The sequence below is a fragment of the Sphingopyxis sp. 113P3 genome, from assembly GCF_001278035.1.
In the GTDB taxonomy this organism is placed as follows: Bacteria; Pseudomonadota; Alphaproteobacteria; order Sphingomonadales; family Sphingomonadaceae; genus Sphingopyxis.
Window position 1 is genome coordinate 3,083,585 of sequence record NZ_CP009452.1, and the last position, 20,684, is coordinate 3,104,268.

The following is a 20,684-nucleotide window of genomic DNA, read 5'->3' on the forward strand; positions in this document are numbered from 1 at the left end:
AGTCGTCCTATGCTGAACAGCCGTTACGCTGCGCCGCTGCTGGCGCTGCTGGCTCCCCTCATCCTCTATGGGGGGGCCTTGGTGTCGCAATATGGCTTCGGCCTCCATCCTTGCGAAATGTGCTATTGGCAGCGCTGGCCGCACCAGGCGGCGATGGTGCTCGCGGCGCTGGCCCTGCTCCTGCGCCGCAATGAAGGAGCGATGCGAGCGCTGACTTTGTTCGCCGCGCTTGCGATTGCGGTCAGCGGGGCGATCGGCATCTTTCACGCCGGGGTCGAATATGGCTTCTGGGAGGGGCTGACGACGTGCAGCACGGGTCAGAGCGGTCCCATCACCCTCGACACGATCATGGCGGCTCCCATTATCCGCTGCGACGTGCCGCAATGGACGCTGTTCGGAGTTTCACTCGCAGGCTTCAACGCGGTCTTCTCCCTCGCCGCCGCCGCGCTCGTCTTGACCTTGCTCCGCCGCCGGCCCACATCTGCGGCATGACGAGCATTTCTCCACCGGCCGATCGGCGCACGGCGTCGATGATCCGCGTCGACCAAGCCGGCGAATATGGCGCAACGCGCATCTATGCCGGCCAGCTCGCCGTCATGGGCGACCGCCATCCCATGGCGCGCGAGATCGCGCATATGGCCGAGCAGGAAGAGCGTCACCGCAAGTTTTTCGACGCGATGATCACGCGCCGGGGCGTGCGGCCTACCGCCTTGCAGCCAGTCTGGGACGTCGCAGGCTTCGCGCTCGGTGCGGTGACCGCCGCGATGGGGCCGCGCGCCGCGATGGCATGCACTGCCGCGGTCGAGACCGAAATCGACCGCCACTACCAAAAGCAGCTTTCCGAACTTGGCAACAGCGACCCCGAATTGTCCGGCGCGGTCGCTGAGTTCCGCGCGGAAGAGCTTGAGCACAAGAAGGCGGCGGTCGCGGCCGGCGCCGAAAACGCCCCCGCCTATCCCCTCCTCAACCTCGCCATCCGGGCAGGCTGCCGCGCAGCCATCGCCCTGTCGAAACGTATCTGATAGACTATTTTCAACCCGGCCCGTTCAGCGGGGATGCAGGGGCACGGTGCCAGGCATCGTGATATTGACGAAGGAAAAGAAGATGACCCGCTTGCCCCTTATCGCGCTGTTCCTTGCCGGTAGCGTCGCCGCCCTTCCTGCCCAGGCGCAGGAGGCTGCCGAGACGCCGAACGAAAAGGTCAATCAGGTCATCGTCTATGGCAATGACAAGTGCGAGCCGAGCAGCCCTGACGAGATTGTGGTCTGCAACCGCTTGCCCGAAGCCGACCGCTACCGCGTGCCGCAGATTTTCCGTGGCGGCGATCCGCTCGATCCGCGCAACCAGGCATGGCTGAACCGCGTCGTCGCGATGGAGCGCGTCGGCCGCTTCGGCACCGACAGCTGCTCGCCGGTCGGGCTTGGCGGCTTTACCGGCTGTACTCAGCAGCTGGTCTCGGGCGCAAAGGCCGAAGCACAGGCGGCCGACAAGACCGACTGGCAGGCGATGATCGCCGACGAACGTGCAAAAAGGCTCGCGGGAATCGACGCAGCAGCCGAAGAGGTCGAAGCTGCGGTGGTTGCCGAGGAGCGAGCGCTCGCCGAACGCCAGAAGGCAGCCGAAGAGCTTGAGCGCCAAGCCAATGGCGAAGCGCCCGCCCCTGCAACGGACGAGGTTGAACCGGACGCAGAAGCGCTGCCGGCGCTGCCGCAAAACTGATTGCTAGCGCTCGCGCGGCGTCCAGAGGGCCGTGCGCGCGCCTTTCCACCAGCGGAGCAAAAGCCCCAAGGCAACCCCCACACCGATCGCGATCGTCAGGTCGGCAAAGACAGTGAGGAACAGGGTGAGCAGCAACAACAGCCGCTCGTCCCACGGCAGCGACCAGTGCTCGCGCCATTTTTCGGGCTCCGCCATATTGGCGGCCGTCACGAGCAGCACCGCGGCGAGCGCGGGCAAAGCCAGCGCACCCGCGAGCCCACCGGCGACGAGGAGCACAAACAGGATCACAAGCGCGTGCACCATTCCCGCCACCGGTGTCCGCCCGCCGGCGCGGACATTGGTCGCTGTGCGCGCGATCGCGCCCGTCACAGGCAGACCGCCGAACAGCGGCGTGAGGACATTGGCGTAGCCTTGCGCGAGCAGTTCGGCACTTGGCCGGTGCTGGCCGCCGAACATGCGGTCGGCGACGATCGCTGAAAGCAGCGATTCGACCCCGGCAAGAAAGGCGATGGTCAGCGCAGAAGGGAGGAGTTCGGCCAATCGCTCCAACGTCACCTGCGGCCAGTGGGGCGCGGGCAGACCGCTCGGCAGCGCGCCGAACCGCGAGCCCACCGTATCGACCGGCAGGTTGAGCGAGAGAACCGCGAGCGAGGCGGCACCCACCGCGATCACGAGCACCGGCCAGCGCGGACGCCAGCGACGAAGCAGGAGGATGGCCGCGATTGTCACCGCCGTGACCGCAAAGGCAATGCCACTGAACGATGCGCGCGCGGCCCACAGCGCCTCGATCTTGGGGATCATGTCGGCAGGAACCTTGCCTGCCGATAACCCCATCGCATCGGCCAGCTGGCTCGCGGCAATGATGGCAGCGATCCCGATGGTGAAGCCGTTGATCACCGCCTCTGGGATCAGCGCAATCAGCCGCCCCGCACGGAAATAGCCCGCAAGGATCAGGATCAGTCCGGCCATGATCGTTGCGACGATCAGCCCGTCCATCCCGTGATCCTGGATCACGCCATATACGACGACAATGAAGGCCCCGGTCGGCCCGCCGATCTGTACCCGGCTGCCACTCGTCAATGAAATGACAAACCCGCCGATGATTGCAGTGACGAGCCCGACGAAGGGCGTGCTGCCCGATGCGATGGCAATGGCGATGCACAGCGGCAATGCGACGAGAGCGACGCTGATGCCGGCTAATGCGTCGGCACGAAACAGCTGCCAGCTATAGTCGCGCATCGTATCGAGCAATTTGGGCCGGCGCATCGAGTCCCCATTCGATGAAAGAATGGAAATCCGCTAGGCCCCCGCCCGTGCCCGGGTCAAGACGGCATCATCAATCGAGGAGATATTGCTGCCAGAACAGCAGCGAGGTCCAGAATTGATAGTCGGCGTTCTCCTTCTTGGCGAAGCCATGCCCCTCGTTGGTACCTATGAGATGCCACGCGGTCCCGCCGTTCTTGCGCACCGCTGCGATGATCTGCTCGGCTTCGGATGCCGGCACGCGCGGATCATTGGCGCCCGTTACGACAAAGAGCGGCTTGCGGATGTCGCCGACGCGCGTGAGGGGCGAGATTTCCAAGAGCTTTGCGCGCTGCTCGGGGACGCGCTCGTCGCCATATTCGACGCGGCGCAGGTCGCGGCGGTAATCCTGGGTGTTTTCAAGAAAGGTAACAAAGTTCGAGATCGCGACGACGCACAGATTGGCGCGCAACCTGTCGGCATAATGAATGGCAGCAGCATAGCACATATAGCCGCCGTAACTGCCCCCGGTCAGGCCGAAGCGTGCCGCATCGAGCGAAGGATCCTTCGCCAGCACATCAAGGAACGCCCCCATGTCCTTGACGCTGTCTTCGCGCTTGAAGGGTCCATTGTCGAGGCTGACGAACGTCTTGCCATAGCCTGTGGATCCACGGACGTTGGGATAGAAGATGGCGATGCCAAGCTCATTAAGCAGATAATTGTTGCGCCCGAGAAACCCGGGCCGTGACTGCCCTTCAGGTCCGCCGTGAACGTTCATGATCAAGGGGCGCTTGCCGGGGAATTTTGCCGCATCGGGGCGATAGAGGAACCCCGACACCGTCAGCCCGTCGAAGCTCTTTACACGCACAAGTTCCGGCTCGACATTCTTCGTCACGTCGAGCCCGCCTGTCTCGCTCTGCGTCCAGCGTGTCACCTTGAGGCTCTCAGGATCAACGCTGTAGGCGTCCGCAGCGCTTCGCGCGGAGGTGAAGCTGAGCCCGATCTCGCCCCACGGCGCGATGTCGACGCCGCCGATGATCCCCGCAGGGAGCGCATCCACCGTGCGCACCTTGCCGCTCCCGGCGTCAAGGATGCGAAGCTTGCTGATCCCCGCCTCGTTCACGACATAGGCAATGAAGCGGCCGTCATCTGAAATGTCGAAGGAGCCGACATCCCATTCTTCGGCCGGACCGCGCGGTGTGAAGGCACCGCTTTTGGGATCGAGCGTCCCCAGCCGGAGAAAATCCGACCCCTCGTCACTGGTCACCCAGATGGTCCCGTCCGGCGCGAAGGCCGCGCCGCCGAACGCGATCGTCTTGGCGTGATCGCCGATGGGCGTCAGCGTTCCGCCCCCAAGGTCGAGCCGGTAGAGGTCGACCTTTTGTACGGAGACATATTTGGCAACCAGCGCCCAACTCTTGTCGGGAGCAAAGTCGACCAAATTCCAGCCGCCACCCTCAACCTCGGCGACCATGCGCACCGAAGCCGGGTCGTGCGGGTTCATGACATAAAGGTCGCTGTCCCGGCCGTTGCGCCGGGTCGAGGTAAAGCCGATGAGCGTTCCGTCATCGCTCCACGCATCGAGGCTGTTGCGACTCTTGCCGTCGGTGAGCAGCACAGGCCGCCCGTTCTTCATCGCGTAGATCTGGTAAAATTCATTGCCGCCAATATCCTTCTCCACCAGCATGACATTGGCGCTCTTCGGCGACCAGGCGCCCGAGCTCACCGGCTCTTCCTCGAACGTCAGCTGCTGGCGCGCGCCCATCGGCGCCGCGACGCGGTGGATCTGGTTCGTATTGCCGAAGCGGGTCACGATCAGCATCGACTTGTCTCTGTCGTTCCAACCGATAAAATTCGCGCCGCGGCTTTCCATATAGGGGCGCGTTGCGGCAGCAAGTTCAGATGGCACGGAAGGCACACCGTCGGCGATGAGCGCCGCAGGCCGGGCCTCGACAGCCGCGGGCGGCGCTTCCTCTCCAAGAGCTGACGTGATCGGCAAAGCGAGAGCCGCGATAAGGGCGAGATGACGCATAGGATTTCCCCTGTTTTCTAAGCGGGATCAACAGCCGCTGGACGGTGCGAGACCGTCATCCGCTTGCAGATAGACCCGTCGCTGGTGTGGACCAGCCTTTTGGTAGCGCCCCGGGAGGCAAGCCCACAGCCCGTCTTGCCCGTAAAAAGGCGCGTCTTTTCGCTCACACAGAGCATTTCGACTTCATTTTGTTGCAAATCTTCGACGAATGGATGCGGAAAATTAACGAATCGGCGGCATCCTGCCTTGACTCGGGGAAAAACGGCTGAAAACCTGGTTCCTTCTGGGAATCGCCAGCCGGGGAGGCTGATAAAAGATGGCATCGACGTTCGGACCGCGCCTCCTGGGGCGCTCGACTCCCAGCGTACCTGCGGCGCGTAGCCTTGGACGGCGGATGACCGTTCATGTGGCAGCAGCGCTGCTCGCCTTTGCGGCGCTGCAGATCTGGCTGGTGTCGAGCGCGATTGCCGCTGGCGCCCCGTCGGCGTTCACCATCATCGCCCTCATCATGCTGCTCGCGCTGGCGCTACCCGTTGCGCGGATCACTGAACGGCGCTGGTATCATCTCAGCCGCCAGGCGCTCGCCAGCTGGGGGCTCCACGCGCGCTTCCGCCGCGACGTACGCCGCCTGTGGCTCGCCGCGCTCGCGCTGCCCTTTCTGTGGGTCAGCGGCGCGCTTGCTGCGACGCAGGCACTTGCCGCCGTCGCGGGGTGAGTTTCGACTAAAATTTTTGACGACCCGCTGCGCCCGGTCTAGGGCGCGGCCATGCTGACCGTTGCCGAAGCCCTCGACCGTGCGCAAATGCTGTGCGACGCCGCAACCCGTGCGGGCGCCGACGCCGCCGACGCGCTCTATTACTGCAATGCCGCGACCTCCGTGTCGATGCGCCTTGGCGCGCTCGAGGATGTCGAACGCTCCGAAAGCCAGGACATCAGCCTGCGCGTCTTCGTCGGCCAGCGAAGTGCGAGCGTGTCGACCGCCGATATGGATGCAAGCGAACTGGCAGGGCTGGTCGAACGCTGCGTCGCGATGGCGCGCGAGGCCCCCGAGGACCCCTATGCCGGCCTCGCGCCGGGCGAGCTGCTGTTCAAGGGGTCTCTCCCCGATCTCGATCTGGACGATGGCAGCGAGGCCGACCCCGAGGCCCTCCGCGCGGCCGCGCTCAGGGTGGAGCAAGCTGCGCGCGCTGTGACCGGGGTCACGAACAGCGAGGGCGGCAGCGCAAGCCATAGCCGCACCCGCTTCGCGCTCGTAACGAGTCACGGCTTCGCGGGAGGTTATGGCGCGAGCGGGCACAGCCTCTCGGCGAGCGTCATCGCAGGCGAAGGCGCGGCGATGCAGCGTGATTACGGTTGGCACAGTGCCCATCATCTCTCCGACCTTGAAAGCGCCGATGACATCGGCACGCGCGCCGGACGGCGCGCCGTCGCGCGGCTGAACCCCGGCAAGGCGCCAGTCGGCAAGGTGCCTGTCGTCGTCGATCCGCGGGTCGGGAGCAGCCTGGTCGGCCATCTGCTCGGCGCGATCGCCGGCCCGGCCGTTGCGCGTGGAACCAGCTTTCTGCTCGGCAAGGAGGATCGCCAGCTGTTCGACAGCGCCATCGTCATTCGCGACGATCCGCACCGTCTGCGCGGACTTCGCAGCCGCGCCTTCGACGGCGAGGGCCTGCCGACCGCGGCGCGCGACATCGTCGCGGACGGCCGGATCACCGGCTGGCTGCTCGATACCGCTTCGGCCAAGCAGCTCGGCCTTGCCCCCACCGGTCATGCGACCCGGGGCGGCGGTGCATCCGGGGTGAGCGCAAGCAATCTGCATCTTGCTCCCGGGGGGGTCACCCCCGCGGCGCTGATGGCGGACATAACCGAGGGGGTCTATATCACCGAGCTGATCGGCCAGGGGGTCAATCCGGTTACCGGCGACTATAGCCGCGGCGCGTCGGGCTTCGTCATCCGCGACGGCGCAGTTGCCGGGCCCATCGCCGAATTCACGATAGCGGGAAATCTGATCGACATGTTCGCCGCGCTTGTGCCGGCGAATGATCTGGAGTTTCGCCACGCCACCAACGTTCCGACGCTGCGCATCGACGGCATGACCGTCGCGAGCAGCTAGACGGGGGCAGGCTTGCCGGGCCGCAATCTTGAAGCGGTGATTGCCGCAACGCGCGAGGTCGGGGACATGGCGATGGCGCGCTGGCGGGGAGAGGGCCAGGCGATCGACGTTTGGCACAAGTCGCACGACAATCCCGTGAGCGACGTCGACCTCGCGGTCGACGCGCGCCTGAAGGCGGTTCTTGGCGCGATGGTCCCTGAAGCGGGGTGGCTGTCGGAGGAGACCGCGGACAATGACGCGCGTCTATCACGGCGTGCCATGTGGTGCGTCGACCCGATCGACGGGACACGCGATTTCATCCGGGGGCGTCCGGGCTGGGCGGTGTCGGTGGCCCTTGTGGTCGATGGCACGCCGGAACTTGGGGTGCTCTACGCCCCCGCGCTGGACGAATTATGGGTCGCTCAGCGCGGCGAGGGCGCCCAGCTTAACGGCGAGCCGCTGCGGGCAAGCCGCCGCACGCAATTCGGCGGCGCACGCGTGCCCGCCGACAATCTGCCAAAGATCGACCGCGATCTCGTCATGGTAACCAAGCCGAACAGCATCGCGCTGCGCATGGCGCTCGTTGCCGACGACCGCGCCGATCTGGTTGCGACGCTGCGCTGGGGGTTCGAATGGGACGTCGCGGCAGCGGCGCTGATCGCAACCGAAGCTGGCGCGACCGTCACCGACGCTTTTGGCGCGCCGCTCGTCTTCAATACGCCGCGGGCCCAGGCCTTCGGCGTCATCGCCTGCGCTCCCGGCATCCACGATGCCGTCGTCGCCCGCCTCCGCGATCGCGCCGTCGCGCTGACATCCTGATCTTGCGCTTCAGACCTTGCGGGCGTATCGCGTGTCGGCTGGAGCGGGGTCACCCTTTCGATCGCCCACAAAAGCGGCAGGGGAATCGCTTCAGGTTAACGCGGGGTCTTGAGTGAGGAGTTTCTGGAGGTAGTCGGGATTGAGGTTGGCGAGTTTTCGCCGGACCTTGAGGCTGTGCTTATCGTCCTGAGCGCGCACGAGGTTCATGGCCATGTGTTTGACGACGGCCATATTTTGGGGGCCGGAACCGGTTCTGAGGCGGGCGAGGTCGTCATGGAAGACGACATCGAGGACCCAGTGAAGCCGGTTTTCGATGCCCCAATGGGCGCGTACGGCAGCGGCGAAGCTTTTGGCATCGAGCTTGGCAGAGGAGAGATAATAACGTCGCTCCTGCTCGAGGCGCCCCTGTCGTTCGACTTGGGTTTCGACCATCGCGATCATGGCGAGATGCGGGAATCGTGGTTCGTCGGGATAGCGCCGGTCGGAGAACAGCCAATCCACCTCGTGGCATACGACATGACGCCTGCTCTCGAGGCGGCCGTGATCCTTTTCGACCGTTTCGAAGGGCTCGGAGAGCTGATCGGCAGGCGGCTCGGCGAAGAAGCGGACCACATCCCTATAGGTAGCAGGCCGGTTGGCTTTGAGCGCCAGCAAATAATCACCCCCCTTCGCCACGATCTTCTCGGCGATCTCGCTCTGGGTGCCCATGGCGTCGATCGTCACCAGCGCGCCCTTGAGTTCCAGTCGCTCGAGCAGGCGCGGAATGGCGACGATCTCGTTCGATTTATGCTCGATCGCCTCCTGTCCCAGAACCAGACGCTGGCGCGTCGCCCAGGCGGATACCATGTGCAGCGGATCACGGCCGCGGCCGCGGTCATGCGACCGGCGCGAGGTCTTGCCGTCGATCGCGATAATGTCCGGCTCCTGCTCGCGAAGCGTCTCTACCCAGCTCGCAAAGCAGGATTTGAACAGCTCCTCGTCGATCGCATTGATCACGTCGTTCAAAGTGTCGTGCGCCGGTATCCCGCGCTCAAAGGGCAGAAAGCGGCGCAGGAAGTCCAGACGCTGCTGTCCCCACAGCCTGATCTCGACAAAATCTTCCATTCCGCTCAGCGTCGCGGACAGAACCAGAAACAGGATCTCTCGAAGTGGATAGATCACCCGCCATTGCTGGCGCGGATCCTTCAGCGCCGAAAAATGATCCAGTAGCGATACAGTGCCGGCCATCAAATGCCCCCTCCTAGGTGGAGCACCCCTGAATCAGCTCAGCTCTTCAATCGCCACCCCCAATCGTTAACCTGAAGCGATTGCCCTGACAAAAGCGGTCGGATCGCTTGACATTGGGTGCGACTCTCCTTAGCTGCACCCCATTCCGACAGGCTGACCGGACGGCGAATCGCAGCGAGCGAATTCGTGGTCCGTTTTTTGCGTTGGAAATCAGACGCTTTGAGATAGGGCCGTTTGCCAGCGCGCCCTGTGGAGCAGGAGAAAGTTTGCAATGGCTCGTATCGCGGGTGTCAATCTCCCGACCAACAAGCGCGTGATCATCGCGCTCACCTACATCCACGGCATCGGTCGCAAGACTGCCGTCGACATCGCCGACAAGCTGGGGATCGACCACAGCCGCCGCATCCAGGACCTGTCGGACGCCGAAGTCCTGCAGATCCGCGAGGCGATCGACGCCGACCACACGGTCGAGGGCGATCTTCGCCGCAACACGGCGATGAACATCAAGCGCCTGATGGACCTCGCCTGCTATCGCGGCCTGCGTCATCGCAAGGGCCTTCCCGTTCGCGGCCAGCGCACGCACACCAACGCGCGCACCCGCAAGGGCAAGGCGAAGCCGATCGCCGGCAAGAAGAAGTAAGCCGGTTTTTCCGCGCCGGCGGCCGCCCGTTTCGGCTGCGCCCCGGCCCGCTTCATGGATTAGGTAGGATTCAGCATCATGGCTCGTGAACCGCAGCGCCTTCGCCGGCGCGAACGCAAGAATATCTCGTCGGGTGTGGCCCACGTCAACGCGACTTTCAACAACACGATGATCACCATCACCGACGCGCAGGGCAATGCAATTGCCTGGTCGAGCGCCGGCATGATGGGCTTCAAGGGCAGCCGCAAATCGACTCCCTACGCTGCGCAGGTTTGCGCCGAGGATGCAGGCAAGAAGGCCGCCGAACATGGTGTCCGCACGCTTGAGGTCGAGGTCAAGGGCCCCGGCGCAGGCCGCGAGTCGGCCCTGCGGGCCCTGCAGGCAGTCGGTTTCCACATCACCTCGATCCGCGACGTGACCCCGATCCCGCACAATGGCGTCCGCCCGGCCAAGCGCCGCCGCGTCTGACGTCTTTTAAGGGGGCGTCCCACGCCGGGGCGCCGCCCGCACCAAATCTCTCGCTGGACCGGTGGCCGACCCCCGCCTGTCCCGCCAAAGCAAAGGGAAGTCCATGACTGTCAATATCCGGAACTGGCAGGAATTGAAGAAGCCCAGCAACCTGGAAATCAAGGCCGGCGGCGACGGCAAGCGCAAGGCGACCTTCGTGGCCGAACCGCTCGAGCGCGGTTTTGGCCTGACGCTCGGCAACGCGCTGCGCCGCGTGCTGCTCTCGTCGCTCCAGGGCGCTGCAATCACCTCGATCAAGATCGAGAATGTGCTCCACGAATTCTCCAGCCTCGCCGGCGTTCGGGAAGATGTCACCGACATCGTTCTCAACGTGAAGCAGATCGCGCTCAAGATGGAAGGCGAAGGCCCGAAGCGGCTCCAGCTTTCGGCAACCGGGCCCGCGACGGTAAAGGCGGGCGACATCATGGTGTCGGGTGACATCAAGGTGATGAACCCCAACCATGTCATCTGCCACCTCGACGAGGGTGCGACGCTCAACATGGAACTCGTTGCCGATACCGGCAAGGGTTATGTTCCGGCTACCGCCAACCGCCCGGCCGACGCACCGATCGGTCTGATCCCGGTCGACTCGCTCTATTCGCCCGTCCGTCAGGTCGCCTACAAGGTCGACAATGCCCGCATCGGGCAGGAGCTTGACTATGACAAGCTCAACCTGACCGTCGAAACCGACGGGACGGTCACGCCGGAAGATGCTGTCGCCTATGCCGCGCGCATCCTTCAGGACCAGCTGCAGGTCTTCGTCCACTTCGAAGAAGCGATGAACGACAGCGGCCTGATCGGCATGGCAGCCCCCTCGGCAGCCAGCGACGAATCGGACGTCAATCAGCTGAACCGCTTCCTTCTGAAAAAGGTCGACGAGCTCGAACTCTCGGTCCGCAGTGCAAACTGCCTCAAGAACGACAACATCATCTACATCGGTGACCTCGTTCAGAAGACCGAAGCCGAAATGCTGCGCACCCCGAACTTCGGTCGCAAGTCCTTGAACGAAATCAAGGAAGTGCTCTCGTCGATGGGTCTGCGCCTCGGCATGGATATCCCGGGCTGGCCGCCCGAGAACATCGAGGAAATGGCCAAGAAGCTCGAGCAGGAACTGCTGGGCTAAAGATGGCATTCGCCCCGGCGAAAGCCGGGGCTGCTATCGCGGTGGGAAAAGGGTCGGCCCCTTAAATCGACCTGGCTTGGGGTACCTCGCACGGCCCCTTTGACAAACGAAGGAAAGTATCATGCGTCATAAATCGGGTGGCCGGAAGCTGCAGCGCACCAGCGCGCACCGCACGGCCCTGTTCCGCAACATGTCGGCCGCACTCATCAAGCATGAACAGATCACGACGACCGTCGCCAAGGCGAAGGAACTGCGTCCCTATGTCGAAAAGCTCGTGACGCTCGCCAAGCGCGGCGGGCTTGCCAATCGCCGCCTCGCCAAGAGCCGGCTGATGGACGACACCCAGCTCACCAAGCTGTTCGACGTGCTCGCCGAGCGTTACAAGGACCGCAACGGCGGCTACACCCGTATCATCAAGGCCGGCATCCGCGCTTCCGACGCCGCTCCGATCGCGATCATCGAGTTCGTCGACCGCGACGTGGAAGCCAAGGGCCAGGATTCTGGCCCGGTGAACGCCGAGGATGAATTCGAGGACGCCTGACAAGGACCTTGATCACAGACATGAAGGGCGGCCCCGACAGGAAGGCCGCCCTTTTTCGTTGGGGCGCGGCGCGAGCGCCTTTCCCCCAATCGTTAACCTGAAGCGATTGCCCTGCCCGCGCCCCGAATCCCCTTGCCCGCTCCTTTTCCATCCTTACAGTGCCGCGCATTATTATTACCCGACGATGAGGATCGCCTTGCCATGTCCCGACCTGCCTTTCGCGCCCCGCTGGCGCTGGCCCTGCTGATGTCGGCTCCCGCCAGTGCGCAGGCTGCCGAAAGGGCGACAGCGACCGCTCCCGCGCTCTCGCTCACCTATCCCGACACGGTGCGCGGCGACACCGTCGAAACCCAGTTCGGGGTTGATGTCGCTGATCCCTATCGCTGGCTCGAGGATGATGTCCGCGTCAATCCCAAGGTCGCGGAGTGGGTGGCCGCCGAGAACGCGGTCACCGACGCCTATCTCGACACATTGCCGGGACGCGACATCTTTGCGAAGCGGATGAGCGAGCTTTATAATTATGAGCGGTTCGGCCTCCCGGAAAAAGCGGGCAACCGCTATTTCTACACCCGCAATGACGGGCTGCAGCCGCAGTCGGTGCTCTATGTCCGCGAGGGACTGACGGGCGAAGCCAGGGTGCTGATCGATCCTAACGGGTGGGCCAAAGACGGCGCGACCGCGCTCGCGGAATGGACGCCGTCGAAGGATGGCGCCTATCTGCTCTATTCGGTGCAGGACGGCGGGACCGATTGGCGCATCGTTCGTGTGATGGACGTTGCGACCGGCAATGACCTGCCCGACGAGGTGCAATGGGTAAAATATTCCGCGCTCGACTGGGCGAAGGACGGCAGCGGCTTTTACTATTCGCGATTTCCAGCGCCCGACGCGCGCGATGCTTTCCAGTCGCTCAACGAAAACCACGCCATCTATTTTCACAGGCTCGGCACGCCGCAGTCCGAGGACGTGCTGATCCACGCCTCACCGGACAAGCCCGCACTCAACCATAGCGCCCAGGTGACGGATGATGGGCAATATCTCATCGTGACGTCCTCGGAGGGAACCGACGAACGCTATGGTGTGACGCTTTATCAGCTCGGCAAGAAGGGCGCGAAGCCCCGTGTGCTCGTCGGGGATTTTGCGAATAACTGGGAATATGTCGGCAACGAGGGGCCGCTCTTCATCTTCCTCACCAACAAGGATGCGCCGCGCCAGCGGATCGTCGCAATGGATATCCGCAGGCCGAAGGCGCTGACGCCGTTGGTCGCGGAGAGTGAGGCGACGCTCGTCGGGGCCTCGCAGGTCGGAAACCGCATCATTCTCTCCTATCTCGGCGATGCGAAGTCGGAAGCCCGGATGGTGACACTGGCCGGCCAGCCCGTCGCCAATATCAATCTCGCCGACATCGGAGCCGCCGCGGGCTTCGGCGGCAAGCCGGGAGATCCCGAGACCTTTTACTCCTTTTCGAGCTACGCGCGGCCAACGACCATCTACCGGCTTGATACGTTGACCGGAGCGAGCAGCATCTTCGCCGAACCCAAGCTGACCTTCGACCCCAGGCAATTCTCGGTCGAGCAGCGTTTCTATCATTCGAAGGACGGCACCGAGGTGCCAATGTTCCTGGTCATGAAGAAGGGAATCGACCGCAGCAAAGGTTCACCGACGCTGCTTTACGGCTACGGCGGCTTCAACGTCTCGATGATCCCCGCCTTCTCGCCGACCAAGCTCGCCTGGGTCGACAAGGGTGGCGTGCTTGCCATCGCGAACCTCCGCGGCGGCGGCGAATATGGCAAGGCGTGGCACGATGCCGGCCGCCTCGACAAGAAGCAGAACGTCTTCGACGATTTCATCGCCGCGGGGGAATATCTGATCCGCGAAGGGATCACAGGCAAAGGGCAGCTGGCGATCGAGGGCGGGTCGAACGGGGGGCTCCTAGTCGGCGCGGTCACCAACCAGCGCCCCGATCTTTTCGCCGTCGCGCTGCCTGCGGTCGGCGTGATGGACATGCTGCGCTTCGACCGCTTCACCGCCGGGCGTTATTGGGTCGACGATTATGGTTATCCCTCAAAAGAGGCGGATTTCCACAACCTCTTGTCCTATTCACCCTATCACAACATCAAGGACGGCGTCGAATATCCCGCGGTCCTGGTGACAACCGCCGACACCGACGATCGCGTGGTGCCAGGGCACAGCTTCAAATATGCCGCAGCGCTCCAGCACGCCAAGGTAGGCGACAAGCCGCACCTCATCCGAATCGAGACACGCGCCGGCCACGGGTCGGGCAAGCCGACCGACAAGATCATCGCCGAGGCGGCAGATAAATACGCCTTCGCCGCGAAATGGACCGGACTGAACGTCGAATAGGGCAGGCGCTCGCGCGCGCCGCGGCGATCTTTGCGCTCGCCGCCTTCCTGCTGTGGGCGATGTTTCCGGACGGTGACGCGGCGCGGATCGAGCGGCGCGCCCAATGCTACGACCCCGCGCGCCTGCCACCCGTCATCGAACGGGGGGACGGGTGGCAGGCGATGAGGCTCAGCATTCTGCTCTACAACGTCGAAGGTTTACCCTTCCCCGCGCGGCTCGGACGCGAACGGCAATTGAACCGTATCGCCTTCTGGCTCGAACGCCGCCGCGCCGCAGGGCAGGCGCCCGACATAGTGTTTTTGCACAAGGCATTTACCCCCGCCGCCTCCGCGATCGCGGCCGCGGGCGGCTACGGCTGGGTATTGCCTGGCCCCTCGCGCGATCTGAAGCGCAGTTCCGCGGCGGCAGCGCCGCGCCCTGCAGACTATGATGCTGGAGCACGGTGGTTCAAGGGCGAAGGCATCGGCAAGTGGCTCGACAGCGGGCTCTATATCGCGACCGACCTGCCGCTCTTTGTCCGCCACACCGCGCCCTTCAGCTCGGGCGCCTGCGCAGGATACGACTGCCTCGCCAACAAGGGCGGCATGGTGGCGACGCTGATCATACCCGGCGTCCCCGAACCGCTCCGGCTGTTCAACACCCATCGCAATTCGCGCGAGCCCTCGGGCGTTGCGATCGCCCGCGCCGAGACTGCGCATCGCATTCAGACGATGGAGAATGACCGGCTGCTTGCTGAAACGATGGCAGGTCCGGTCATCGCGGCGGGCGATTTCAACATGCAGCGCGCGGGCGATCGCACCGGCCACTTTGCAAGCGATCCCGGCTTCCGGCTGATCGCCCCGCTCTCAGGGGACGGAACGGACGCCCGGTCCGCTGCGATGAGCGACGAGAGCGCATGGACGGCGCTCCAGGATCTGATCGGTGTTGGAAGCGGCGCAAGGGTCGAAGTCGTGCCGCTTGCGGTGACGAGCCTTTTTGATGGTAGCCGGGGCCCCCGCCTCTCGGACCACAATGCAACCTATGCGGTGGTCGAGCTGCGCTGGCGCGGCGACACCCCTTCGCTCGCCCGCTTCGCCCCGCCGCCCTGCGAAGGACCCCGGGGGGGTTTGACGCCGGCCCATCCTGCTCCCATCTAGGCAGCCTCCTCCCCGGCCGAAAGAAGCACCCATGTCCTATGCCCTCGCCTTCACCGCCACCGAGCCACTCGAACGCTGGGCCGAAGCCGCGGACGCCGCCGAGGCGCTCGTCGGGGGCGAGGCAGACGCAATCGCCAATATGGCCAATGTGGCGGCGCTGATCTGGGAGGCGATACCCGACCTCAACTGGGCGGGCTTCTACCGCTTCGACGGGAGCGAACTCGTCCTCGGCCCCTTCCAGGGCAAGGCGGCATGCATCCGCATCGCACTCGACAAGGGCGTGTGCGGCGCTGCAGCGCGGCTGCGCGCGAGCCAGCGCGTCGACGATGTTCTCGCCTTTCCCGGGCATATTGCCTGCGATGCTGAAAGCCGCAGCGAACTCGTCGTCCCCATCGTCGCACAGGATCGTCTGATCGGCGTACTCGACCTCGACAGCCCCCTGCCCTCGCGTTTCACGCACGATGATCAGGCGGGCGCCGAGGCCTTGGTCGCGCGCATTGCTCCCGCTCTCGCTGGCCAAAGCTGACCCAGAATGAGACGCCGTTGAGGGTTAACGGATTCGCTGGCCTCCCGGCTTTTTGCTAAACAAATTGTTAACCAGCCGCTCCGCTTCGAAGCGCGAGCCGTTGAAACAGGGAGTTAGCCATGCGCACAGTCTTGCTCTTGGGAATTGCCGCGGGATCGTTGCTGCTGCCGGCACCTGCATCGAGTGCCGAGACCTCGATGCCCTTTTCGCACGGCAGGGTACATCTGAATGAAGGCGCCGCGTTCGGGAATGATCCGCGCCCCAAGCTCGATTACGGTGCGCCCACCGCGTCCGACACGCGTGTTTATACCGGCTATCCTGACCGCATCCCGAGCGAAGTCGAATATCGCCGCGGCCCTGACTATCCCGCTCCGCCGCCCGACGCGGTCTACAGCGGAACCTATGAGGCCGAGGGGCGCTGGACCGGGACGTGGGACGGGACTTACGAAACCCCCGACGGACGTCGCTACGAAGGACGCTATGAGGGCAGTGTCGAGGGCCGCCCCGGCGCTGGGTATCCGCCGCCGCCCTATGAGGACAGATATCATGGCGGGTACGACCCACACCACGACGCCGATATGGCGCGCCGCTGCGGACATGGTAACGCGGTCGGCGGTGCAATCGCAGGCGGTCTGATCGGCGGCGTCGCGGGGAACCGCATCGCAGGGCGGGGGAACCGTACGGCCGGAACCGTGATCGGCGGCGGCGTGGGCGCGATCGCTGGCGCCGCGATCGGCAGCGAGGCAGACCGCAAACAGTGCGAGAGCTGGTGGGCCAGCCGCAGCCAGTACCACGGCCGCTACTATCCCGGCGGCAATTATCCGGGCGGCACCAGCGTCTATCACCACGGCTATGGATATGGCTACGGCTATGGCTGGTACACCCCTGGCGTTGTCGTGACGACGATCGTCACCAATGGTGCGCCGGTGGTTACCGAGCGGGTCGAAACCTCAACCCGAACCTATTATGAGACGGTGCCGGTGCGCAAACGCCACGTCGCCAAGAAGAAGTGGAAACCGAAGCCCAAGCCGCGCTGCGTCTGCTGAAGGGGCCGGCCTCCACAAAGGATCCCCCCCCGGTGGAAGGGCGGGCTTTCCTTTCTTGGGAGAGGCAGGTCGGCGGCGGGTGCAGCCTTGGGGTGGTTCCGGTGCGTTTCGGCGCCGATCCCGGGGCGCACGGCACCTCCCGAAATCTATTTGCCCGCGCCGCATTCCACGCTGCCGCTCCCGACGTTGCGCACGGTACAAACGGGCCGGCCCAGCACCACGGTCCGGCCGACCCCGCGTGCTGTGATCGCCGCGGTCCGGCTCGCGCGAAGCCGGTGATCGCCCGCGCCCTCGCTGTCGCTGATTAGCTCGCCGACCGCGAGTTCGCCCGCATCGACCGCCCCGCCGCCCGAAAATGTCATATTGGCCTGGCGCGCCGAACCAGCGAGCGTCATCGTGCCATTGCCGATCATCGCCACGGACAGCCGGTCAGCATCGAGGCGTTTGACGACAAGTTGGCCGGGCCCTCGCAGGCCGACCATCACGCGTGCGCCCTTCAGCGTGTCGATCGTCAGCGATCCCGCGCCTGCCACCATCGCCGAGCGCAGATTGGCAGCGTTGATACGGATCACCACCGGCGCCGGGCTTCTGCTCTTGCGCTCGCCCCCCGCAAAGCGGCGCTCGCCGATCACCAGTTTTCCGTCGCGTGCCTCGACGCTCAGGCGGTCGAGCGCGTCCTCAGGTCCGGTCGCCACCGCGCTCACCGGCGCGCGCGTGACAATCTCAACCGTCACGTCGGCGTTGAGCTCGATCGCCTCGAAACTGGTGAGACCATAGCGCTTCTCGGCCGCCATCGCGCAGACCGGGATCAGCAAGGCGGCGGCCGCGAGCGCGGCGCATCGGAAAGGCGGCATCATGATCCCGCCTTAGCCGTCCGCACGGATCGACGCCATAGGGTCAGCCGCAGGTGACGGTGCCCGATCCGGACTTGCGGGTCGAGCATCTTGCGCCCCCACCGATCTTCACGTCGCCCGACCCGAGCAAGCGCACCTCGGCGCGGCCGGTCGCCTGCGCCTCGACATCGCCCGACCCGGTTACCGAGACATTGAGCGTATCGGCAAGCAATCCGTCGGCGTCGACGTCGCCCGAGCCGGTGACGTTGATCTCGCCCGAGCCGACCTTTCCGCCCGCAACTTCAAGATCACCCGAACCCGACACGTCGAGTTTGACGCGCGTTCCGCTGAGCTTTGCGATCTTGAGTTCGCCCGATCCGGTGACCGCGGCTTCGACGGCATCGCCTTCGACGCTGTCGGCCTCGACCGCGCCCGAGCCGGTCAGCTTGACCACGCTGAGCCGCGGCATGGTGATCATGATGTCGACATCGTCATGATCGCGAAAACTCCAGCTGCTTTTCTTGCGGCGGATCGCCAGCATCGAACCTTCGACCTCGATCTCGAGTTGGTCGAGCTCGGCCTGCGGCCCTTTGGCGCTGATCGCGAAGCTGTCGCCACGGCGGATCGTCACGTCATAGGGGCCCGCTGCCACGACGCCGGTGAAGCCGCTGAGCGCGAACGATTTTGTGGATGCCGAACCTGCGCTTGCCGCACGCGATTCGCTCTTCTGGCCGCTATCGGCCCTCTCGGCTCCGCTGCACCCCGCCGCGGTCGCCAGCATCATCGCAAGCAGCGTCATCCTCGTCCCGTTTCGCATCACCAGTCTCCTTGTGTGTTATCTCCGTAACACACGGGGGTGGTCGCTGTCCACAAAGATCCTCACCAGCGCAGAAGCGGCGGCAGCACCAGCCGCCCGGCGACCGCTGCCAGTAGGACCGCGCCGCCGTGCCAGAGCGCGATGTGTACGATATCGTCGAGGGGGCAATGGAGCGCGACAATTGTTGCACCCGATGCACCCGATCCGAGCCCGATCACCCAGCCGGCACGCGCCGGCGACGTCGGCGCTCCCGCGCGCAGCCAGCCAAAAAGCGCCGCGCCGACGCCCAGGCCGGAGGCGAGCGCCATCGGGAAGCAGGGATAAACGCCCGCCCGTGCCGCTTCGATAGCGCTGCGCTCGCCGCTAAACCCGACAAACAGCGCCGAAAGCGGCAGTGCGAGCGCGGCGAGCGCCGTCCAGCGCCAGCCGCCATAGTCGCGCCCGACGCCGGGCAGACCCATGCGAAGCGCGCTCCAGATCGTGGCGATCGCGACCATGGCGACCAGCCAGAAGGTGAGCATGGAGAGCACCGGCATCGCGGCGAGATCTTGGCGCATCCCAAAGATCCAGAGCAGCAACGCACCCGCAGCAAGCCAGCCCGCGCCCACCCACAATGATGCGCGCGTGATGCGCCGCGGCCTCACGGGTTCAAGGTCGTCGGCCAAACCGTCGATCAGCTCATCGATCGATGCGTCGTTCATGTCATTCGCTTTCCACGAGCCCCGCGAGCCTCTTGAGCCCGCGATGGATATTCACCTTGACCAGCGATTCGCTCTGGCCGCTGATCCGCGACGCTTCCGCGATAGAGGCGCCCTCGATCTTCACCAGCGTAATCGCCTGCGCCTGCCCGGCAGGCAGACGTGCAAGGAGCCGGTCAAGGCTGAGCCGTGCGTGCACGGCCTCGTCCTCAGCCCCGATCGCGGCGTCGCCTTCGCCGAGTTCGATCTCGTCCCGCTGGCGGCGGAGCATGTCGATCCAGCGATAGCGCGCAATCGCTGCGAGCCACGGCAGAAACGCGCGGCCGCTGTCCCAGGTCGCGCGCTTGCGGTGCAGCGACACCAAAGTTTCCTGTACAAGATCGTCAATCTGGTAGGGCGCGCAGCGGCGTGCGAAGTAGCGCCCGAGCCAGGTGCGGCAATCGCCGAGCAGCGCGCGATAGGCTGCGCGGTCGCCGCGCTGCGATGCGGCCATAAGCCGCGCGAGCGAGGGTTCGTCAATGCTCATCGGCTGGGCATTATGACAGATCGAACGGTTGGGCGCATCGCTTCTGCTTCGCCGAGATGCCGCGCAAAGTTACAGCGCCTTCTTGTCGCCACCTTCGCGGTGTAGAAGCAGCCTTTCCCCGAATCCCTGTGAGAGAAGACGATGAGCGTAGCGTTCCGCCGCGAAAGCGACGACGAACATAAGGAACCCGAGTATGAGCTGCCGATCCCGGTCGGCGCAAACCTCGTCACGCCGCGCGGCGCGCGCCTTCTCGCCGAAGAGGTTGCTCGCATCGAGGCTGAGGTTGCGGCGGCAGGTGACGAGGAGGCGCGCAAGAAGCTGCTGCGCCACCTACGCTATTTTAGCACCCGCAAGGCGACCGCCGAAGTGCAGATCGCGCCCGCAGACGGCGTCGTGGGCATCGGGAGCCGCGTGACCTATCGGCTAGGCGGGACGAAGCGCTGCATCACGATCGTCGGACATGACGAGGCCGACCCGGCTGCGCTCCGCATTGCCTTTAGCGCACCGCTCGGCCGCGCGCTGATGGGGGCCGAGGCCGGAGAGACCGTCGCGTTCCAGGGGCGCGATGACGCCATCACCATCCTCTCCGCCACCGCGGACGCCGAGGTGATGGCATGAAAGACCGCTTCGAGCGCCACAAGCAGCCCTGGACCGCCGCCGAGATCGACAAGCTGCACACGCTTGCCAAGAAGGGCATGGCGCTAAAGGCGATCGCCAAGGCGCTGACCCATAGCGAGGAATCGGTGAAGATTCGCGCCAAGGCCGACGGGCTGTCGATCGCAAGACTGCACTGACGCCCGCC

23 protein-coding genes are annotated in these 20,684 nt (G+C 64.9%); 16 read left to right on the forward strand and 7 right to left on the reverse strand.

The window, feature by feature from the left end:
* The first annotated feature begins 9 nt into the window (after positions 1-9).
* The 3 genes from LH20_RS14955 (at position 10) to LH20_RS14965 (ending at position 1,719) form a co-directional block, all read left to right on the forward strand.
* Positions 10-492 (forward strand): disulfide bond formation protein B, encoded by a 483-nt coding sequence (locus LH20_RS14955; protein WP_053554911.1) that lies wholly within the window; start codon positions 10-12, stop codon positions 490-492.
* Positions 489-1,022, forward strand: a complete 534-nt coding sequence (locus LH20_RS14960; RefSeq protein WP_053554912.1) for a demethoxyubiquinone hydroxylase family protein — start codon at positions 489-491, stop codon at positions 1,020-1,022. Before LH20_RS14955 ends, LH20_RS14960 begins: the two co-directional genes overlap by 4 nt.
* An 82-nt stretch (positions 1,023-1,104) precedes the next feature.
* Positions 1,105-1,719 (forward strand): hypothetical protein, encoded by a 615-nt coding sequence (locus tag LH20_RS14965; RefSeq protein ID WP_053554913.1) that lies wholly within the window; start codon positions 1,105-1,107, stop codon positions 1,717-1,719.
* 3 nt (positions 1,720-1,722) lie between these two features.
* Here the strand turns inward: LH20_RS14965 and LH20_RS14970 are convergent, their stop codons facing one another.
* A complete protein-coding gene (locus LH20_RS14970) occupies positions 1,723-2,985 on the reverse strand; it encodes a SulP family inorganic anion transporter (RefSeq protein ID WP_053554914.1) in 1,263 nt (420 codons plus the stop codon).
* A 70-nt stretch (positions 2,986-3,055) separates the two neighbouring features.
* Complete coding sequence (locus LH20_RS14975) at positions 3,056-4,993, reverse strand: S9 family peptidase (protein ID WP_053554915.1); 1,938 nt, start codon at positions 4,991-4,993, stop codon at positions 3,056-3,058.
* Between the two features lie 316 nt (positions 4,994-5,309).
* Here LH20_RS14975 and LH20_RS14980 point away from each other — a divergent pair, with 316 nt between their 5' ends.
* The 3 genes from LH20_RS14980 to LH20_RS14990 are packed head-to-tail and all read left to right on the forward strand — an operon-like array spanning position 5,310 to position 7,901.
* On the forward strand, positions 5,310-5,708 hold the full coding sequence (locus tag LH20_RS14980; protein ID WP_053554916.1) for a hypothetical protein: 399 nt from the start codon (positions 5,310-5,312) through the stop codon (positions 5,706-5,708).
* A 51-nt stretch (positions 5,709-5,759) separates the two neighbouring features.
* The gene (locus tag LH20_RS14985) at positions 5,760-7,103 is read left to right on the forward strand and encodes a TldD/PmbA family protein (RefSeq protein WP_053554917.1); all 1,344 of its coding nucleotides are present in this window, start codon (positions 5,760-5,762) and stop codon (positions 7,101-7,103) included.
* A gap of 12 nt (positions 7,104-7,115) precedes the next feature.
* A complete protein-coding gene (locus LH20_RS14990) occupies positions 7,116-7,901 on the forward strand; it encodes an inositol monophosphatase family protein (RefSeq protein WP_053554918.1) in 786 nt (261 codons plus the stop codon).
* Between the two features lie 90 nt (positions 7,902-7,991).
* Here LH20_RS14990 and LH20_RS14995 read toward each other — a convergent pair whose 3' ends face one another.
* A complete protein-coding gene (locus tag LH20_RS14995) occupies positions 7,992-9,128 on the reverse strand; it encodes an ISAs1 family transposase (protein WP_053554919.1) in 1,137 nt (378 codons plus the stop codon).
* A gap of 271 nt (positions 9,129-9,399) precedes the next feature.
* Here LH20_RS14995 and rpsM point away from each other — a divergent pair, with 271 nt between their 5' ends.
* From rpsM to LH20_RS15035, 8 genes are all read left to right on the forward strand, one after another.
* Positions 9,400-9,768 (forward strand): 30S ribosomal protein S13, encoded by a 369-nt coding sequence (gene rpsM / locus LH20_RS15000; protein WP_053554920.1) that lies wholly within the window; start codon positions 9,400-9,402, stop codon positions 9,766-9,768.
* Between the two features lie 78 nt (positions 9,769-9,846).
* Positions 9,847-10,236 (forward strand): 30S ribosomal protein S11, encoded by a 390-nt coding sequence (gene rpsK / locus LH20_RS15005; protein ID WP_003040416.1) that lies wholly within the window; start codon positions 9,847-9,849, stop codon positions 10,234-10,236.
* A gap of 103 nt (positions 10,237-10,339) precedes the next feature.
* The gene (locus tag LH20_RS15010) at positions 10,340-11,398 is read left to right on the forward strand and encodes a DNA-directed RNA polymerase subunit alpha (protein WP_053554921.1); all 1,059 of its coding nucleotides are present in this window, start codon (positions 10,340-10,342) and stop codon (positions 11,396-11,398) included.
* A gap of 121 nt (positions 11,399-11,519) precedes the next feature.
* Positions 11,520-11,939, forward strand: coding sequence for a 50S ribosomal protein L17 (gene rplQ, locus LH20_RS15015; protein WP_053554922.1), 420 nt, complete (start codon positions 11,520-11,522; stop codon positions 11,937-11,939).
* A 201-nt stretch (positions 11,940-12,140) separates the two neighbouring features.
* A complete protein-coding gene (locus tag LH20_RS15020) occupies positions 12,141-14,300 on the forward strand; it encodes a prolyl oligopeptidase family serine peptidase (protein ID WP_053554923.1) in 2,160 nt (719 codons plus the stop codon).
* Positions 14,276-15,436, forward strand: coding sequence for a hypothetical protein (locus LH20_RS15025; protein WP_053554924.1), 1,161 nt, complete (start codon positions 14,276-14,278; stop codon positions 15,434-15,436). The genes LH20_RS15020 and LH20_RS15025 overlap by 25 nt, the downstream gene beginning before the upstream one ends.
* 31 nt (positions 15,437-15,467) lie before the next feature.
* Positions 15,468-15,962, forward strand: coding sequence for a GAF domain-containing protein (locus LH20_RS15030; protein ID WP_053554925.1), 495 nt, complete (start codon positions 15,468-15,470; stop codon positions 15,960-15,962).
* A 119-nt stretch (positions 15,963-16,081) separates the two neighbouring features.
* Positions 16,082-17,008 carry a glycine zipper 2TM domain-containing protein gene (locus LH20_RS15035; protein ID WP_053554926.1) on the forward strand — a complete coding sequence of 309 codons (927 nt, stop codon included), beginning with the start codon at positions 16,082-16,084 and terminating at the stop codon, positions 17,006-17,008.
* Between the two features lie 146 nt (positions 17,009-17,154).
* Here LH20_RS15035 and LH20_RS15040 read toward each other — a convergent pair whose 3' ends face one another.
* The 4 genes from LH20_RS15040 to LH20_RS15055 all read right to left on the reverse strand — a co-directional run bounded on the left by LH20_RS15040 (position 17,155) and on the right by LH20_RS15055 (position 19,882).
* Positions 17,155-17,865: a head GIN domain-containing protein gene (locus LH20_RS15040; RefSeq protein ID WP_053554927.1), complete on the reverse strand. Its 711-nt coding sequence runs from the start codon at positions 17,863-17,865 to the stop codon at positions 17,155-17,157.
* A 40-nt stretch (positions 17,866-17,905) separates the two neighbouring features.
* Positions 17,906-18,658, reverse strand: coding sequence for a head GIN domain-containing protein (locus LH20_RS15045; protein ID WP_144423589.1), 753 nt, complete (start codon positions 18,656-18,658; stop codon positions 17,906-17,908).
* A gap of 62 nt (positions 18,659-18,720) precedes the next feature.
* Entirely contained in the window at positions 18,721-19,359 is a 639-nt protein-coding gene (locus LH20_RS15050; RefSeq protein ID WP_053554929.1) for an NrsF family protein, read from the reverse strand.
* Between the two features lies 1 nt (position 19,360).
* Complete coding sequence (locus tag LH20_RS15055; protein ID WP_053554930.1) at positions 19,361-19,882, reverse strand: sigma-70 family RNA polymerase sigma factor; 522 nt, start codon at positions 19,880-19,882, stop codon at positions 19,361-19,363.
* Between the two features lie 141 nt (positions 19,883-20,023).
* On the opposite strand from LH20_RS15055, the gene LH20_RS15060 reads away from it, so the two are divergent.
* Complete coding sequence (locus LH20_RS15060; RefSeq protein WP_053554931.1) at positions 20,024-20,500, forward strand: GreA/GreB family elongation factor; 477 nt, start codon at positions 20,024-20,026, stop codon at positions 20,498-20,500.
* Complete coding sequence (locus tag LH20_RS15065) at positions 20,497-20,676, forward strand: hypothetical protein (protein ID WP_053554932.1); 180 nt, start codon at positions 20,497-20,499, stop codon at positions 20,674-20,676. The genes LH20_RS15060 and LH20_RS15065 overlap by 4 nt, the downstream gene beginning before the upstream one ends.
* Positions 20,677-20,684 lie beyond the last annotated feature (8 nt).

Excerpts from the sequence above, each read along its gene's own strand:
- LH20_RS14975 (WP_053554915.1), bottom strand. The coding sequence starts at position 4,993 with ATGCGTCATCTCGCCCTTATCGCGGCTCTCGCTTTGCCGATCACGTCA.
- rpsK (WP_003040416.1), top strand. The coding sequence starts at position 9,847 with ATGGCTCGTGAACCGCAGCGCCTTCGCCGGCGCGAACGCAAGAATATC.
- LH20_RS15060 (WP_053554931.1), top strand. The coding sequence starts at position 20,024 with ATGAGCGTAGCGTTCCGCCGCGAAAGCGACGACGAACATAAGGAACCC.
- LH20_RS15040 (WP_053554927.1), bottom strand. The coding sequence starts at position 17,865 with ATGATGCCGCCTTTCCGATGCGCCGCGCTCGCGGCCGCCGCCTTGCTG.
- LH20_RS15025 (WP_053554924.1), top strand. The coding sequence starts at position 14,276 with ATGGACCGGACTGAACGTCGAATAGGGCAGGCGCTCGCGCGCGCCGCG.
- LH20_RS14955 (WP_053554911.1), top strand. The coding sequence starts at position 10 with ATGCTGAACAGCCGTTACGCTGCGCCGCTGCTGGCGCTGCTGGCTCCC.
- LH20_RS15065 (WP_053554932.1), top strand. The coding sequence starts at position 20,497 with ATGAAAGACCGCTTCGAGCGCCACAAGCAGCCCTGGACCGCCGCCGAG.
- LH20_RS14995 (WP_053554919.1), bottom strand. The coding sequence starts at position 9,128 with ATGGCCGGCACTGTATCGCTACTGGATCATTTTTCGGCGCTGAAGGAT.
- LH20_RS15010 (WP_053554921.1), top strand. The coding sequence starts at position 10,340 with ATGACTGTCAATATCCGGAACTGGCAGGAATTGAAGAAGCCCAGCAAC.
- LH20_RS15045 (WP_144423589.1), bottom strand. The coding sequence starts at position 18,658 with ATGCGAAACGGGACGAGGATGACGCTGCTTGCGATGATGCTGGCGACC.
- LH20_RS15020 (WP_053554923.1), top strand. The coding sequence starts at position 12,141 with ATGTCCCGACCTGCCTTTCGCGCCCCGCTGGCGCTGGCCCTGCTGATG.
- rplQ (WP_053554922.1), top strand. The coding sequence starts at position 11,520 with ATGCGTCATAAATCGGGTGGCCGGAAGCTGCAGCGCACCAGCGCGCAC.
- LH20_RS14960 (WP_053554912.1), top strand. The coding sequence starts at position 489 with ATGACGAGCATTTCTCCACCGGCCGATCGGCGCACGGCGTCGATGATC.
- LH20_RS15035 (WP_053554926.1), top strand. The coding sequence starts at position 16,082 with ATGCGCACAGTCTTGCTCTTGGGAATTGCCGCGGGATCGTTGCTGCTG.
- LH20_RS14970 (WP_053554914.1), bottom strand. The coding sequence starts at position 2,985 with ATGCGCCGGCCCAAATTGCTCGATACGATGCGCGACTATAGCTGGCAG.
- LH20_RS14985 (WP_053554917.1), top strand. The coding sequence starts at position 5,760 with ATGCTGACCGTTGCCGAAGCCCTCGACCGTGCGCAAATGCTGTGCGAC.
- LH20_RS14980 (WP_053554916.1), top strand. The coding sequence starts at position 5,310 with ATGGCATCGACGTTCGGACCGCGCCTCCTGGGGCGCTCGACTCCCAGC.
- LH20_RS15055 (WP_053554930.1), bottom strand. The coding sequence starts at position 19,882 with ATGAGCATTGACGAACCCTCGCTCGCGCGGCTTATGGCCGCATCGCAG.
- LH20_RS15030 (WP_053554925.1), top strand. The coding sequence starts at position 15,468 with ATGTCCTATGCCCTCGCCTTCACCGCCACCGAGCCACTCGAACGCTGG.
- rpsM (WP_053554920.1), top strand. The coding sequence starts at position 9,400 with ATGGCTCGTATCGCGGGTGTCAATCTCCCGACCAACAAGCGCGTGATC.
- LH20_RS15050 (WP_053554929.1), bottom strand. The coding sequence starts at position 19,359 with ATGAACGACGCATCGATCGATGAGCTGATCGACGGTTTGGCCGACGAC.
- LH20_RS14965 (WP_053554913.1), top strand. The coding sequence starts at position 1,105 with ATGACCCGCTTGCCCCTTATCGCGCTGTTCCTTGCCGGTAGCGTCGCC.